The organism is Nocardioides humi (assembly GCF_006494775.1).
Taxonomy (GTDB): domain Bacteria; phylum Actinomycetota; class Actinomycetes; order Propionibacteriales; family Nocardioidaceae; genus Nocardioides; species Nocardioides humi.
The window spans coordinates 5,550,618-5,565,287 of sequence record NZ_CP041146.1 but is presented as its reverse complement, the minus strand read 5'-3'; the positions used below and the strand labels follow the sequence as shown (position 1 = coordinate 5,565,287).

Sequence of the window (14,670 nt, the reverse complement as noted above, 5' to 3'; positions counted from 1 at the left end):
CTCCGCGCCCACCCCGCTCTGCCACGGAGGCGATGCCCTAGAATCCATCGCAGCAGGCCCGAGGAAGCCGGTGAAAGTCCGGCACAGTCGCGCTACTGTGACATCGCCTCCGACCAGGTGAGCGGTGGAGTCAGACCCGACGACCTGCCCCTCATCACTACGAACAGGGACGCAGAATCCCTCAGGAGGACACATGTCGCAGTCGCCTGCCGCTCCCCTCGCCCCGGCCGTCCCGCTCCCGACGGTCCCTCTCCTCCAGCTCGGCACCTGGGTCGTCTTCTACGGCCTGCTCGCGATGATCGTGATCTTCTTCGTGAGCGCCGACCAGGGCGCCATCTCGATCCCGGCCGGCAACGCCGTGCACGAGTGGGTCCACGACGCCCGGCACCTGCTCGGCTACCCCTGCCACTGAGCGGAGCGACCTGATGAGCACCGCCGCCCCCGGGGAGAAGTCCGTCCTGACCCCTGCCGCGTTCCTGATCCGCGGCCTGATCGCCGGCCTGATCGCGGGCCTGTTCACCTTCGGCGTGGCGTTCACCCTCGGTGAGCCCCACGTCGACGACGCCATCGCCCTCGAGGAGGCCAACGCCGCCGCCGAGCCGGCGCCGGCGGAGCCCGAGGAGGACGAGGCCGGCATGGTCGAGATCTCCCGCGACAACCAGAAGAGCTTCGGCCTGCTGACCGGCACGCTCGCCGTCGGCACGGCGCTCGGCGGGCTGACCGCGCTCGCCGCGGCCGCGGTTGCCGGACGCCTCGGCCGCCTGTCCCCCCGCGGCTCGACGGCGCTGGTGGCGCTGATCGGGTTCGTGGCCGTGGCCCTCGTGCCCTTCCTGAAGTACCCCGCGACGCCGCCGGCCGTCGGCGACCCGGACACGATCGGCAGCCGCACGACCGAGTACTTCGGCCTGCTGCTGATCTCCGTGCTCGCCGCCATCGCCGCCGTCGTGATCGCCCGGCGCCTGCTGGAGCGGTACGACGGCTTCACCGCCGTCGTGGCCGTGGGACTCGGCTATCTGGTCGTCGTCGTGGTCGCCGCCGCGCTGCTGCCGACGGTCGACGAGCTGGGCGACTTCCCGGCCGACACGCTGTGGTACTTCCGCCGCTCCTCGGTGCTCACCCTCGCCACCCTGTGGGGCGTGATCGGGGTCGTGCTGACCGGCCTCGTCGGCCGGCTCTACGACCGGGTCGCCGCCGACGACGAGCGGCGGGCGCTGGCCGCCAGCCTGTGACCACGCGGTGAGCAGGCCGCTCGGCCTCCTGCTCGGGTACGCCGCGGACCGGCTCCTCGCCGATCCGCGGCGTGGTCATCCGGTCGCCGGGTTCGGCCGGGTCGCGGGCGCGCTGGAGCGGCCGATGTGGCGCGACGCCCGACCCGCGGGGACGGCGTACGTCGTCGTGCTGGTCGGCGGCGCCGTGGCCCTCGGCATCGCGGCGGACCGCGTCGTCGCGGACCGGCCGCTCCCCCGCACCCTCGTCACGGCCGCCGCCACGTGGGCGGTGCTCGGCGGCACCTCGCTCGACCGCGAGGCCGCGGCGGTGGCCGGCCTGCTCGCCGCGGATCGCCTGCCCGAGGCGCGAGTCCGGCTGACCCACCTGGTCGGCCGGGACACCTCGCGGCTCGACGAGGCGGAGGTGGTCCGGGCGACCCTGGAGTCGCTGGCCGAGAACACCAGCGACGCGGTCGTCGCGCCGCTCGTGTGGGGCGCCGTCGCCGGCGTACCCGGGCTGCTCGGCTATCGCGCCGCCAACACCCTCGACGCGATGGTCGGGCACCGCAGCGCCCGCTACGAGCGGTTCGGCTGGGCGGCCGCACGGCTCGACGACCTGCTCAACCTGCCCGGCTCCCGGCTGACGGCGCTGCTCGCCGCCGCCCTCGGGCCGGCCCCCGGCCGGGCCTGGCGGACCTGGCGCCGCGACGCGGCCGGCCACCCGAGCCCGAACGCCGGCCCGGTCGAGGCGGCGTTCGCCGGCGCGCTGGGCATCCGGCTCGGCGGCACCAACGACTACGCCGGCCGCGTCGAGCACCGCGCGGTCCTGGGCGCCGGCCCCGCACCCGGCCGGGCCGACCTCGACCGCGCCCGGGTCCTCGCCCGGCGGATCGGCGCCGGCACCGTGCTCACGACGGCCGCGGTCGCCGCGCTCCCGAGGCTCAGCAGGCGGGCGCGCCGATGATGTCGTCGGCGTGGCGGCCCACCCAGCGCAGCAGGGGCACCATCACCTCGGCCAGCTCCTCCCCGAGCGGGGTCAGGCTGTAGTCGACGCGCGGCGGCATGACCGGCTTCTGGTCCCGGTGCACCAGGCCGTCGGCCTCCAGGGTGCGCAGCGTCTGGGCGAGCATCTTCTCGCTGACGCCCTCCGCGCGGCGGCGCAGGTCGCTCCAGCGCTGCGGTCCGTCGGTGAGGGACACCAGCACCAGCACGCCCCACTTGCTCGTGACGTGATCGAGCAGCACCCGGCTCGGGCAGCCCGCCGGGAACACGCCGCCGGGGAACACGCTCTCCATGCTTTCTCTCACGGAAGTACCTTACTTCAAAGTGCGTACTAACTCTGGGGAAGCAACTCCCCGGAGGACCGGTTGACGAGGACGACAGGCACCACCCCTCGAAAGGAACCACCATGTCCCTCGTCGTCACCGGCGCCACCGGCCAGCTCGGCCGCCTCGTCGTCAGCTCCCTGCTCGCGAAGGGCGTACCGGCCGACCAGATCGTCGCGCTGGGCCGCGACGAGGAGCGCCTCGCCGCGCTCGCGGCCCTCGGCGTCACCACCCGCCGGGTCGACTACGCCGACGCCGCCGGCCTGGCCGACGCGCTCGCCGGCGCGGACCGCGTCCTGCTCATCTCGGGCAGCGAGGTCGGCCGGCGCCTGGTCCAGCACCAGAATGTCGTCGACGCGGCGAAGGCCGCCGGCGTGGGCCTGCTCGCCTACACCAGCATCGCCAACGCCGACACCAGCGGGCTCGCCCTCGCCGCCGAGCACAGGGCCACCGAGGAGGCGATCGTCGCCTCCGGCCTACGCCACGCCTTCCTGCGCAACAGCTGGTACACCGACCTCTACACCGGCCAGGTCCCCACCTACGTCGAGCACGGCGCCGTCCTCGGCGCCGCGGGCGACGGGCGGGTCAGCGCCGCGACCCGCGCCGACCTCGCGGAGGCGGCGGCCGCCGTCCTCCTGCTCGAGGAGCCGAGGGCGGTCTACGAGCTCGGCGGCGCCGCGTTCACGCTGGCCGAGCTGGCCGCCGCCGTCGGCGAGGCGACGGGCACGGAGGTCGCCTACAGCGACCTCCCCGCCGAGGAGCTGACGACGGTGCTCGTGGGCGCCGGCCTGCCGGAGCAGTACGCCGCCGTCCTCGCCGACGCGGACCTCGGCCTGGGCCGCGGCGAGCTGTACGTCGACCCCGCCGACCTGCAGGTCCTGCTCGGCCGTCCCGCCACCACCCTCGCCGAGGCGCTGTCTGCCACGATCGGGGCATGACGATCGATGACGAGCACGTCCGGCCCGAGGGCGTCGACGACCTGACCGTCGAGGCGCTCGGCGAGATCTCCGAGGCGCTGGAGGCGGTCGAGGTGGCCCGCGGCCACCTCTACGCGTTCCACCGGCTCAGCGGCACCGCCGACCTCACCCTCGGCAAGGGCGTCGACCGCCTCCGCGAGGCCGGCCACCACGAGCTGGCCGACCGGATCGAGACCGAGCTCGTCGGCCGCAACGTGGTCCAGGGGCGGTGGACCTTCCAGATCGTCGAGGAGTACGACGACGGCTACTACGCCGACTTCAGGCGGCTCGAGCGCGCGGCCCGCGACGAGCTGGTCGCGGGCCGGCGGCACCTCTACGAGGCCGAGATGAAGGAGGACCGCCGTACCCACGGGCGACCCGGCCACGAGCGCGCGCCCGCGGCCGGGTCCTGAGCCTCGATCCGTGGATGGGCGCCGTAGCGAGCGGCACCGGAGGGGTGTGCTGGCAAAGGCCACTTCGTTCAGACCTGGCCGCGAGGGCGGTCTGGTTGCACCGTCGAGCGTCCGCAACGCCGCCAGCGCGCCGCTCCGGGGCCGCGCAGTAGGTGGCTATCCACGGATCGAGGCTGAGGGTCAGCCGACCACCAGCACGAGGTCGCCTCCCTCGACCGCCTGCGGCCCGGCGAGCGCGACGCGCTGGACGGTGCCGTCGACGGGCGAGGTGATGGCGGCCTCCATCTTCATCGCCTCGATGGTGGCGACGGTGTCGCCGGCGGCCACCTGGTCCCCCTCGGCGACCGCGACCGACACGACGCCCTGGAAGGGCGCGGCGACGTGGCCGGGCTGGGCGGGATCGGCCTTCTCGGCGGCGGCGACCTCGGCGGACACGGAGCGGTCGCGCACCGACACGGGACGGATCTGGCCGTTGAGGGTGCACATCACGGTGCGGTAGCCGCGCTCGTCGGGCTCGCTGACGGCCTGGACGCCGAGCAGCAGCTGCTTGCCCTCGGCGAGCTCCACGGCGTGCTCCTCACCCGACTGGAGTCCGTAGAGGAACTCCCGGGTCGGTACGACGGACAGGTCGCCCCACTGCGAGCGCGCCTCCTCGTACTCGCGGGTCGGGCCGGGGAACAGCAGCCGGTTGAGGGTGGCCTGCGGGTCGTCGGCCAGGCCGGCCTCGTCCTCGGCCGACAGCACCTCGGCGGCCGGCGTCCAGGACCGCCCGGCGATCGCCTTGCTCCGGAACGGCTCGGGCCAGCCGCCCGGCGGGTCGCCGAGCTCGCCGTGGAGGAACCCGATCACCGACGCCGGGATGTCGTACGACGCCGGGTCGTCGGCGAACGCCACGGGATCCGCGCCCGCCGCGACCAGCGCGAGCGCGAGGTCGCCGATCACCTTGCTCGACGGGGTGACCTTGGGGACCCGGCCGAGGATGTCGTTGGCCGCGGCGTACATGTCCTCGACCTGCTCGAACTTCTCCCCCAGTCCCAGCGCGATCGCCTGCTGGCGCAGGTTGGAGAGCTGGCCGCCCGGGATCTCGTGGCGGTAGACCCGGCCGGTCGGCGCGGGCAGTCCCGACTCGAAGGGGGCGTAGAGCCGGCGTACCGCCTCCCAGTAGGGCTCCAGCGCGTTCACCGCGGCCAGGTCCAGCCCGGTCTCGCGGGGACCGTGGTCGGTGGCCGCCACCAGGGACGACAGCGGCGGCTGGGAGGTGGTGCCGGCCATGGCCGCGGTGGCGGCGTCCACGGCGTCGACCCCGGCCGCGATCGCCGCGGTGAGGGTGGCGAGCTGGCCGCCGGCGGTGTCGTGGGTGTGCAGGTGGACCGGCAGGTCGAACCGCTCCCGCAGCGCCGTGACCAGGGTCGTCGCGGCCGGCGCCCGCAGCAGTCCGGCCATGTCCTTGATCGCCAGCACGTGCGCCCCCGCGTCGGCGATCCGCTCGGCCAGGCGCAGGTAGTAGTCGAGCGTGTAGAGGCTCTCCTCCGGCGAGGACAGGTCGCCGGTGTAGCACAGCGCCACCTCGGCCACGCTGGTGCCGGTGGCCCGCACCGCCTCGATCGCGGGCCGCATCTGCTCGACGTCGTTGAGGGCGTCGAAGATCCGGAACACGTCGATGCCGGTGCCGGCGGCCTCGGCCACGAAGGCGTTCGTCACGGAGGTCGGGTACGGCGTGTAGCCGACCGTGTTGCGCCCGCGCAGCAGCATCTGCAGGCAGATGTTCGGCACCGCCTCCCGCAGCCGGGCCAGCCGGTCCCACGGGTCCTCGGAGAGGAAGCGCAGGGCGACGTCGTAGGTCGCCCCGCCCCAGCACTCCAGCGACCACAGCTGCGGCGTGAGCCGGGCGACGTGGCCGGCGACGCCGAGCAGGTCGTGGGTGCGGACCCGGGTGGCGAGCAGCGACTGGTGGGCGTCGCGGAAGGTCGTGTCCGTGACGGCCACGCCGGAGCGGGCCCGCAGCTCGGCCGCGAACGCCTCCGGCCCGAGGGCGAGCAGCCGCTGGCGGGACCCGTCGGGCGGCGCGGCCGCGAGATCGGCGGCGGGCAGCTTGGCGACGGGCGCGATGCTCACCGGGACCGCGCCGTGCGGCTGGTTGACCGTCACATCGGCCAGATAGGTGAGCAGCCGGGTCCCGCGGTCGCCCGACGCGCGGGCGGTCAGCAGCTCGGGGTGGGTCTCGATGAAGCTCGTCGTGACCCGCCCGGCCGCGAAGTCCGGGTCGTCGAGGAGCGCCTGCAGGAAGGGGACGTTCGTCGCCACTCCCCGGATCCGGAACTCCGCGACCGCGCGCCGCGACCGGGCGACCGCGTCGGCGAAGGTGCGGCCGCGACAGGTCAGCTTGGCCAGCATCGAGTCGAAGTGCGGGCTGATCTCGGCGCCGGTGAAGGTCGTACCGCCGTCGATCCGGACGCCGGCGCCACCCGGCGAGCGGTACGCCGTGATGGTGCCCGTGTCGGGCCGGAACCCGTTCGCGGGGTCCTCGGTGGTGATCCGGCACTGCAGCGCCGCCCCGCGCAGCCGCACGGTGTCCTGCGAGAGACCGAGGTCGGCCAGCGTCTCGCCGGAGGCGATCCGCATCTGGGACTGGACCAGGTCGACGTCGGTGACCTCCTCGGTCACCGTGTGCTCGACCTGGATCCGCGGGTTCATCTCGATGAACACGTAGTTCCCGTCGGGATCGAGCAGGAACTCCACCGTGCCGGCGTTCTTGTAGCCGATCTCGCGGGCGAACCGCACGGCGTCCGCGCAGATGCGCTCGCGCAGCGCGGGGTCGAGGTTGGGCGCGGGCGCGATCTCGACCACCTTCTGGTGGCGGCGCTGGACCGAGCAGTCGCGCTCGAAGAGGTGGATGACATCGCCCTCCCCGTCGGCGAGGACCTGCACCTCGATGTGCCGCGGGTCGACGACCGCCTGCTCGATGAAGACGGTCGGGTCGCCGAAGGCGGCCTCGCCCTCGCGCATGCAGGTCTCGATCGCCTCCCGCAGCTGGGCGCGGTCGTCGACCCGCCGCATGCCGCGCCCCCCGCCGCCGGCGACGGCCTTGACGAACAGCGGCGCCGGGATCGCCTCGGCCTCGGCCAGCAGCGCGTCGACGTCGGTGGACGGGTCGACGCTCTGCAGGGTCGGCACGCCGGCGGCCTTGGCGGCCGCGATCGCGCGGGCCTTGTTGCCGGTCAGGGTGAGGACCTCGGCCGTGGGACCGATGAACGTGATGCCGGCCGCGGCGCACGCCTCGGCGAGGGCGGGGTTCTCCGAGAGGAACCCGTAGCCCGGATAGATCGCGTCGGCGCCGCACTGCACGGCGGCCGCGACGATCGCGTCCGGATCGAGGTAACTGCGGACCGGGTGCCCCCGCTCACCGATCTCGTAGGCCTCGTCGGCCTTGAGACGGTGCTCGGAACCCCGGTCCTCGTACGGGAAGACGGCCACGGTGGTGGCGCCCAGCTCGTACGCCGCGCGGAACGCTCGGATGGCGATCTCCCCGCGGTTGGCGACCAGAACCTTCGAGAACAACTGACGACTCCTCGCTCTGCTGATGGATGGTGGGTCCATCCCATCAGTCGTGAGGCAGGTCACGTCAGTGTGACCACGTGGTGGAGCGTGAGGCTACGCGAGTTCGTCGAGCCAGGCCATCGCGTCCGCGACGTCGTGGACCGTGGCGACGCCGGGCGGGGCGGGCGGGCGTCGTACGACGACGACGGGGAGGCCGAGCTCGGCGGCGGCCGCCAGCTTGGGCCAGGTGTGCTCGCCGCCGGAGTCCTTGGTGACGAGGACGTCCCGGCCGGCCAGCAGGTCCCGCTCGCCCTCGAGGGTGTAGGGCCCACGGGAGGTGAGCAGCTCCCAGTCGGGCGGGAGCGCGATGTCCGGCGGATCGACGACCCGCGCCAGCACCCGGCGCTCGGCCAGCGCCGGGACGAACCGGGCCAGCTCCTGCCGGCCGACGGTGAGGAACGGGCGGCTGCCGAGCTCGCCGGCGACGGTCGCGGCCTGCTCGTGGGTGTCGACCCAGATCCAGCTCTGCCGGGCGCGGTCGGCCCAGCCCGGGCGCTCCAGCCGCAGCAGCGGGATCTCCTCGGCGGCGCAGGCCGCGGCGGCGTTGCGGCTGATGCCCTGGGCGAACGGGTGGGTGGCGTCGACGACCGCGTCGAAGCCGGCGAGCGCCGCGCGGAAGCCGTCGACACCGCCGAAGCCGCCGATCCGCACCTCGCCCTCCGGGAGCCGGGGCGGGCGACCCGGCCGGCGAGGGAGGAGACCACCGGGATGCCCTCGGCGACGAGCCGGGCGGCGAGGTCGCGGGCCTCGCCGGTGCCGCCGAGCAGCAGCACCCTCGGCCCCGTCATCGGGTGAGCTCCAGCAGCGCGTCGAGGTCGAGGTGCTCCTCGACGAGGTCGCCGAGCAGGTCGAGCCGGGCGGCGCGGGCGGCGGGGAAGGACGCTGCGCTGGGGATGCCGAGGTGGTCCGCGAGGTAGGCCGCGCGGGTGCCGTCGTCCTCCAGGCTGCCGTGCACCATCGTCCCGGTGACCGTGCCCCGGGTGGTGGGGCCGGTGATCCGGCCGTGGTGGATCTCGTACCCGGCCGGCTCGTGGAGGACGAGCCGCTTCTCCGGGCCGAACGTCGTGGTGAGGTCGAGCAGGCCGAGCCCGTCGACCGCCGCGCCCGCCGTGCCCTCGACGCCCTCGGGGTCCTCGATCCGCGCGCCGAGCATCTGGCAGCCGCCGCAGATGCCGAGCACCGGCCGTCCGGCGCGCGCATGGCGGACGATGGCCGCGTCGAGGCCGCGCTCCCGCAGCCAGGCCAGGTCGGCGAGGGTCGCGCGGCTGCCGGGGAGCACGACCAGGTCCGCGTCGGCCAACCGCGCCGGGTCGGAGACGAACTCCACGTCCAGGCCCGGCTCCAGCCCGAGCGCGTCGACGTCGGTGAAGTTGCTGATCCGGGGCAGCCGGACCACGGCGACCCTCCGCGCCGCCCGCCCTGCGTCGGGCGCGGCGCGGCGGCCGGCGAGGTCGAGCGCGTCCTCGGAGTCCAGCCACAGGTCGGGGTGCCACGGCAGCACGCCGTAGGTCGGCCGGCCGGTGCGCTGCTGCAGGTCGGCGAGCCCCGGCCGCAGCAGCTCGACGTCGCCGCGGAACCTGTTGACGACGTACCCCTTGATCAGCGCCCGGTCCTCGGGCTCGAGCAGCATCAGGGTGCCGTACGCCGAGGCGAACCAGCCGCCGCGGTCGATGTCGCCGACCACGATCGTCGGCACGTCGCCGTGCCGGGCGAGACCCATGTTGACGTAGTCGCTCGCCCGCAGGTTGATCTCCGCCGGGCTCCCCGCCCCCTCGGCGACCACCAGGTCGAAGCGCGCGCGGAGGTCGTCGAACGCCTCGAACGCGGTCTCGGCCAGACGCTGCCGGCCGTCGTGCCAGTCGCGGGAGGAGACCTCCCCGTCCGGCCGCCCCATCCGCACCACATGGCTGCGGCGGTCGCTGCCGGGCTTGAGCAGGACGGGGTTCATCGCCACCTCGGGCTCGGCGTCGGCGGCGAGGGCCTGCACCCACTGCGCCCGGCCGATCTCGCCGGGCTCGCCACCGGGGCCGCGGACGACCATCGAGTTGTTGGACATGTTCTGCGCCTTGTACGGCGCCACCCGGATCCCCCGCCGCGCGAACGCCCGGCACAGCCCGGTCGTCACCACGCTCTTCCCCGCGTCCGACGTCATCCCGGCCACCAGGAGTGCTCCGGCGCGGCTCATCCGCGGCTCCGGCGGGCCGGCTGCATGAATCCCCGGACATCCGGGGATTCATGCGCTTGTCGGGGGTTGCAACACCTGACAAGCGCATGAACTGCCCGCCCGCTGTGACGCGTGAGGCTCAAGGGACTCATCCGCGCTTCCCCCGGAACACGTGCCGCTCCAGGACGGCCGGCACCGGGCCGCCGGCGCGCACCCACGCGACGACCGCCTCCGTGGCACCCGAGGAGAGCACTCCACCGAGCCAGAAGTCCTTCGGTCGCCGGCCGCCGGGGAACCACGTGAAGTCCCGGACCAGTACGACGTTCGACCGGTCGCACTCGTCGAGGCAGTCGACCACGCGCACCCTGACCCGCGGTCCGCGCCGTCCGGCCGGGTCGTCGAGCGCCTCGATCTCGTCGCGCTGGGCCCGGTGGTCGACGCCCGGGTGCTTCCCGGAGGTACCGCAGCAGCAGTCGCGGCACAGCAGCACGTCCCGCTCAGGCAGCGCCATCGACCGGTCCCCCGTCGACCGGTCCCCCGTCGACCGGTCCCCGCAGCAGGAACAGGTCCATCATCCAGCCGGCCTCGTCCCTGGCCGACTCCCGCTCCGCCGCGATCGCGCCGACCACGTCGCCGACCCGCCCGGAGACCAGCCGCTCCCCCACACCGCCGAGGTTCGCGCCCCACCAGACCCGCCAGTCCTCGAACCCGTCCAGGTCGACGCCCGAGGTCAGCATCACCACGACATTCCGCTGGCCTGTCGCCACGTCCGCCCGCAGCCGCCGCGCCGTCGTCACGTGCACCGGCGCGCCGACCTCGTGCAGCACGATCCCGTGCCGCGCGGCCAGCACCTGCGGAGCGCTGATGCCGGGCAGCACGTCGAAGGGCACGCCCAGCTCGCGCACGATCCGGATCGTCCCGTCGTACAGCGACGGGTCGCCCCAGACGAGGAAGGCGCACACGCCGCCCCGCGCCGAGAGCACCGACCGGTAGGCGGCCAGCCGGGCGGCGTACCAGTCGGCGACGGCGCCCTCGTAGCCCGCGCGGTCGAGGCCGGGCGAGCGGTCCCGCTCCGGATCGGGTACGACGACCAGCTCGACGCCGTGCGCCGCGCACACCGCGCGCCGCACCTCGAGCAGCGGGTCCGGCGAGCCCTTCTGCACGGCGAGGGCGTAGTCGCACTCCCCCAGCGCCGACGCCACCTCCGGCGTGACGTGCTGCGGCCCCATCCCGAAGCCGAGGACCCGGACCCGCTCAGCCACCAGCGCCCTCCTCCAGGTCTCCCTCGACCTCCAGGTACGCCGCCTGCAGCGCCGCCAGCACCTCGGGATCCGGCGACTCCCACAGCCCGCGGTCCTTCGCCTCGTGCAGCCGCTCGACGATGCTGCGCAGCGCCCACGGGTTCGACTTGCGGAGGAACTCCTGGTTGGTCTCGTCCAGCACGTAGGACTGGGCGAGCGACTCGTACATCCAGTCGTGCACCACACCGGCGGTGGCGTCGAACCCGAAGAGGTAGTCGACGGTCGCGGCCAGCTCGAAGGCGCCCTTGTAGCCGTGCCGCTGCATCGCGCCGATCCAGCGCGGGTTCACCACGCGCGCGCGGAAGACCCGGTTGGTCTCCTCCTGCAGGGTCCGGGTGCGCACCGCGTCCGGCGTGGTCGAGTCGCCGACATACGCCTTGGGCGAGGAGCCGGTCAGCGCGCGGATCGTCGCGACCATGCCGCCGTGGTACTGGAAGTAGTCGTCGCTGTCGGCGATGTCGTGCTCGCGGGTGTCGATGTTCTTCGCCGCGACCTTGATCCGCTTGTAGTTGGCGCGCATGTCGTCGGCGGCAGGTACGCCGTCGAGGTCGCGGCCGTACGCGAAGCCGCCCCACGCGGTGTAGACCTCGGCGAGGTCGGCGTCGTCGCGCCACGTGCCGGACTCGACCGCCTGCAGGATGCCGGCGCCGTAGGAGCCGGGCTTGGAGCCGAAGATCCGGGTGGTCGCCCGCCGCTGGTCACCGTGCGAGGCGAGATCGGCGGCGGCGTGGGCGCGGACGAAGTTCTGGTCCTCCGGCTCGTCCAGCTCGGCGACCAGCTGCACCGCGTCGTCCAGCATCGCCACGACGTGCGGGAAGGCGTCGCGGAAGAACCCGGAGATCCGCACGGTGACATCGATGCGCGGCCGCCCGAGCTCCTCCAGCGGCACCACCGTCAGCGCGTGCACGCGACGCGACGCCTCGTCCCACTCCGGCCGGACGCCGAGCAGTGCCAGCACCTCGGCGATGTCGTCGCCGGAGGTGCGCATGGCCGACGTACCCCACACCGACAAGCCGACGGACTCGGGGTACGCCCCCTCCTCCGAGAGGTAGCGCTGCACCAGCGAGTCCGCCATCGCCTGGCCGGTCTGCCACGCCAGCCGCGACGGGACCGCGCGCGGGTCGACGGTGTAGAAGTTGCGGCCGGTCGGCAGCACGTTGACCAGCCCGCGCAGCGGCGAGCCCGACGGCCCGGCCGGCACGAACCCACCGGACAGGGCGTGCAGGGTGTGGTCGAGCTCGTCGGTGGTGCGGGCCAGCCGCGGCACGACCTCCGTGGCCGCGAAGGCCAGCACCCGGCGCACCTCCTCCGACGCATGCAGGTCCGCGACCCGCGCGGGGTCCCACGCGGCCTTCTCCATCGCCTCGACCAGCTCGCGGGCCTCGGCCTCGACCCGGTCGACCTCGGTCGTCGGCGCGTCGGGAGCCAGCCCGAGCGCGGCTCGCAGCCCCGGGACCGCCTGCGCCTGGCCGCCCCAGACCTGGGCCGCGCGCAGGATCGCGAGCACCAGGTTGACCCGGGCCTCCCCCTCGGGCGCCTGGCCGAGGACGTGCAGCCCGTCGCGGATCTGGACGTCCTTGATCTCGCACAGCCAGCCGTCGACATGGAGCAGGAAGTCGTCGAAGTCGTCGTCCTCGGGCGCCTCCTCGAGGCCGAGGTCGCGATGCAGCTCGGCGGCGTGCATCAGCTGCCAGATCTCGCCGCGGATGGCGGCCAGCTTGCCCGGGTCCATCGCGGAGATCTTGTCGTACTCCTCCAGCAGGCCCTCGAGCCGCGCGATGTCGCCGTAGCTCTCGGCGCGCGCCATCGGCGGCACCAGGTGGTCGATGATCGTCGCCCGCGCCCGGCGCTTGGCCTGCGCGCCCTCACCCGGGTCGTTGACGAGGAAGGGGTAGATCAGCGGCATGCTGCCGATCGCCGCGTCGGTCGCGCAGGACGCGGACAGCGCTGCGTTCTTTCCGGGCAGCCACTCCATCGAGCCGTGCTTGCCGAGATGCACGACGGCATCCGCCCCCAGCCCCCATTTCCGGCAGGTGCTCCGACCCAGCGGTACGCCGCCAGGTAGTGGTGCGACGGCGCGAGCTCGGGGTCGTGGTAGATCGCGACCGGATTCTCGCCGAAGCCCCGGGGCGGCTGGATGAGCAGCACGACGTTGCCGGCCTGCAGGGTCGCGAGCACGATCTCGTCGCTGTCGTTGACGAACAGCCGACCCGGGGCCGGTCCCCATGCCTCGACCATCGCCTCGCGCAGGTCGTTGGGGAGGTCGGCGGTCCACGCCGCGTAGTCCGCGGCGGAGATCCGCACGTGCGCGTCCGTGAGCTGCGCCGAGGTCAGCCACTCCTCGTCCTGCCCGCCGGCCGCGATCAGCGCGTGGATCAGCGCGTCGCCCGCCTCGGTGTCGTCGGACATCGCGAGGATCCGGGTCACCTCGTTCTCGCCGCCCAGGTCGTAGCCCTGCTCCGCGAGCCGGCGCAGCAGCCGGACCGCGGACACCGGGGTGTCGAGGCCGACGGCGTTGCCGACCCGGGAGTGCTTGGTCGGGTACGCCGAGAGCATCAGCGCGAGTCGCTTCTCGCCGTTCGGCACCCGGCGAAGTCGTGCGTAGTTGGCCGCCAGCCCGGCGACGCGCGCGCACCGCTCCGGGTCCGCGACGTACGACGGCAGCCCCTCGTCGTCCAGCTCCTTGAACGAGAACGGCGCCGTGCTGATCCGCCCGTCGAACTCGGGGATCGCGACCTGGTTGGCGTAGTCGAGCGGGGTGACGCCGTCGTCGGAGGCCTCCCACTCCGCGCGGCTGCTGGTCAGGCACAGGCCCTGCAGGACGGGGATGTCGAGGGCGGCGATCCGCTCGACGTCCCAGGTCTCGTCGTCCCCGCCCGCGCTCGCGGCGGCGGGCGTCGAGCCGCCCGCGGCGAGCACGGTGACGACCAGGGCGTCGAGGTCGCCCAGGGCGTCGAACAGCTCGTCCGGCGCCGCCCGCAGCGAGCCCGCGAAGATCGGCACCCCGACCGCGGTGCCGGTGGCGTCCATCGCGTCGCACAGGGCGTGCACGAAGGCGGTGTTCCCGCTGGCCTGGTGGGCGCGGTAGAACAGCACGCCGACCCGCGCCCGGTCGCCGGCCGCAGCGTCCCGCTCGACCAGGCCCCAGGCGGGGATGACCTCCGGCGGCTCGAAGCCCTCACCGGTGAGCAGCACGGTGTCGGAGAGGAAGCGGTGCAGCTGTGCGAGATTCCGCGGCCCGCCCTCGGCGAGGTAGCGGTGCGCCTCGGCGGCGATCCCGACCGGGACGGTCGAGGCCTCCATCAGCTCCGCGCTGGGCGTGAGCTCGCCGCCCAGCACCACGAGCGGGCGGCCCGCACCGCGCAGCGCGGCCAGCTCGGCGTCGTACTGCTGGGGGGAGCCGAGCAGCCGTACGACGACCAGGTCGGCGCCCTCGGCCGAAGCGACGAGGGCGGCGAGGTCGCTGCGCGAGGGGTTCGCCCAGCCGTAGTCGGCACCGCTCGCGCGCGCCGAGAGCAGGTCGGTGTCGGACGTGGACAGCAGTGCGATCCGCACGATGCCTCCTCGGGGTTCGCGCCCCTCATCGGTAGGTGTCGTCCGCGACCAGTGTCTGGCTCTCCCTGCCATGGCGCATGGCCGGGATCACAGTGGCGGAACCGCCCCGGTCTCACACCGAGTTCCTGCACCGCGGACCTGTGAGTGCTCA

Annotated in this window: 12 protein-coding genes, 1 pseudogene and 1 riboswitch; of the genes and pseudogenes, 5 read left to right on the top strand and 8 right to left on the bottom strand. The window is 74.1% G+C overall.

Annotated elements, in window-relative coordinates; genetic code table 11:
• Positions 1–193: 193 nt before the first annotated feature.
• The 3 genes from FIV44_RS26910 to FIV44_RS26900 are packed head-to-tail and all read left to right on the top strand — an operon-like array spanning position 194 to position 2,172.
• Entirely contained in the window at positions 194–412 is a 219-nt protein-coding gene (locus FIV44_RS26910; protein WP_141007122.1) for a CbtB domain-containing protein, read from the top strand.
• A gap of 13 nt (positions 413–425) precedes the next feature.
• Positions 426–1,229, top strand: coding sequence for a CbtA family protein (locus tag FIV44_RS26905; protein ID WP_219996193.1), 804 nt, complete (start codon positions 426–428; stop codon positions 1,227–1,229).
• 7 nt (positions 1,230–1,236) lie between these two features.
• Positions 1,237–2,172, top strand: a complete 936-nt coding sequence (locus FIV44_RS26900) for a cobalamin biosynthesis protein (RefSeq protein ID WP_141007121.1) — start codon at positions 1,237–1,239, stop codon at positions 2,170–2,172.
• On the opposite strand, the gene FIV44_RS26895 is transcribed toward FIV44_RS26900, so the two are convergent.
• Positions 2,150–2,515, bottom strand: coding sequence for a winged helix-turn-helix transcriptional regulator (locus tag FIV44_RS26895; RefSeq protein ID WP_281285774.1), 366 nt, complete (start codon positions 2,513–2,515; stop codon positions 2,150–2,152). The two genes, FIV44_RS26900 and FIV44_RS26895, sit on opposite strands and share 23 nt — an antisense overlap.
• Positions 2,516–2,616: 101 nt before the next feature.
• Between FIV44_RS26895 and FIV44_RS26890 the strand changes: the two genes are divergently transcribed.
• On the top strand, positions 2,617–3,471 hold the full coding sequence (locus FIV44_RS26890) for an NAD(P)H-binding protein (protein WP_141007120.1): 855 nt from the start codon (positions 2,617–2,619) through the stop codon (positions 3,469–3,471).
• On the top strand, positions 3,468–3,902 hold the full coding sequence (locus FIV44_RS26885) for a hypothetical protein (protein ID WP_141007119.1): 435 nt from the start codon (positions 3,468–3,470) through the stop codon (positions 3,900–3,902). The genes FIV44_RS26890 and FIV44_RS26885 overlap by 4 nt, the downstream gene beginning before the upstream one ends.
• A 180-nt stretch (positions 3,903–4,082) precedes the next feature.
• On the opposite strand, the gene FIV44_RS26880 is transcribed toward FIV44_RS26885, so the two are convergent.
• The 7 genes and pseudogenes from FIV44_RS26880 to FIV44_RS33405 form a co-directional block, all read right to left on the bottom strand.
• Entirely contained in the window at positions 4,083–7,460 is a 3,378-nt protein-coding gene (locus tag FIV44_RS26880) for a pyruvate carboxylase (protein WP_141007118.1), read from the bottom strand.
• A gap of 93 nt (positions 7,461–7,553) precedes the next feature.
• Positions 7,554–8,287 (bottom strand): annotated as a pseudogene (locus tag FIV44_RS26875) (cobalt-precorrin-6A reductase).
• The gene (locus tag FIV44_RS26870) at positions 8,284–9,684 is read right to left on the bottom strand and encodes a cobyric acid synthase (protein ID WP_141007117.1); all 1,401 of its coding nucleotides are present in this window, start codon (positions 9,682–9,684) and stop codon (positions 8,284–8,286) included. Before FIV44_RS26870 ends, FIV44_RS26875 begins: the two are co-directional and overlap by 4 nt.
• A 127-nt stretch (positions 9,685–9,811) precedes the next feature.
• Entirely contained in the window at positions 9,812–10,174 is a 363-nt protein-coding gene (locus tag FIV44_RS26865; protein ID WP_141007116.1) for a (2Fe-2S) ferredoxin domain-containing protein, read from the bottom strand.
• Entirely contained in the window at positions 10,161–10,925 is a 765-nt protein-coding gene (locus FIV44_RS26860) for a precorrin 6A synthase (RefSeq protein WP_141007115.1), read from the bottom strand. The genes FIV44_RS26865 and FIV44_RS26860 overlap by 14 nt, the downstream gene beginning before the upstream one ends.
• On the bottom strand, positions 10,918–12,963 hold the full coding sequence (locus FIV44_RS33410) for a cobaltochelatase subunit CobN (protein ID WP_281285773.1): 2,046 nt from the start codon (positions 12,961–12,963) through the stop codon (positions 10,918–10,920). Before FIV44_RS33410 ends, FIV44_RS26860 begins: the two co-directional genes overlap by 8 nt.
• Positions 12,861–14,519, bottom strand: a complete 1,659-nt coding sequence (locus tag FIV44_RS33405) for a cobaltochelatase subunit CobN (RefSeq protein ID WP_281285772.1) — start codon at positions 14,517–14,519, stop codon at positions 12,861–12,863. The genes FIV44_RS33410 and FIV44_RS33405 overlap by 103 nt, the downstream gene beginning before the upstream one ends.
• Positions 14,520–14,548: 29 nt before the next feature.
• Positions 14,549–14,669, bottom strand: a riboswitch (cobalamin riboswitch).
• Position 14,670: the final 1 nt, after the last annotated feature.

Coding starts and splice junctions, on each gene's coding strand:
- FIV44_RS26890 (WP_141007120.1), top strand. CDS start 2,617: ATGTCCCTCGTCGTCACCGGCGCCACCGGCCAGCTCGGCCGCCTCGTC.
- FIV44_RS26885 (WP_141007119.1), top strand. CDS start 3,468: ATGACGATCGATGACGAGCACGTCCGGCCCGAGGGCGTCGACGACCTG.
- FIV44_RS26905 (WP_219996193.1), top strand. CDS start 426: ATGAGCACCGCCGCCCCCGGGGAGAAGTCCGTCCTGACCCCTGCCGCG.
- FIV44_RS26870 (WP_141007117.1), bottom strand. CDS start 9,684: ATGAGCCGCGCCGGAGCACTCCTGGTGGCCGGGATGACGTCGGACGCG.
- FIV44_RS26865 (WP_141007116.1), bottom strand. CDS start 10,174: ATGGCGCTGCCTGAGCGGGACGTGCTGCTGTGCCGCGACTGCTGCTGC.
- FIV44_RS26910 (WP_141007122.1), top strand. CDS start 194: ATGTCGCAGTCGCCTGCCGCTCCCCTCGCCCCGGCCGTCCCGCTCCCG.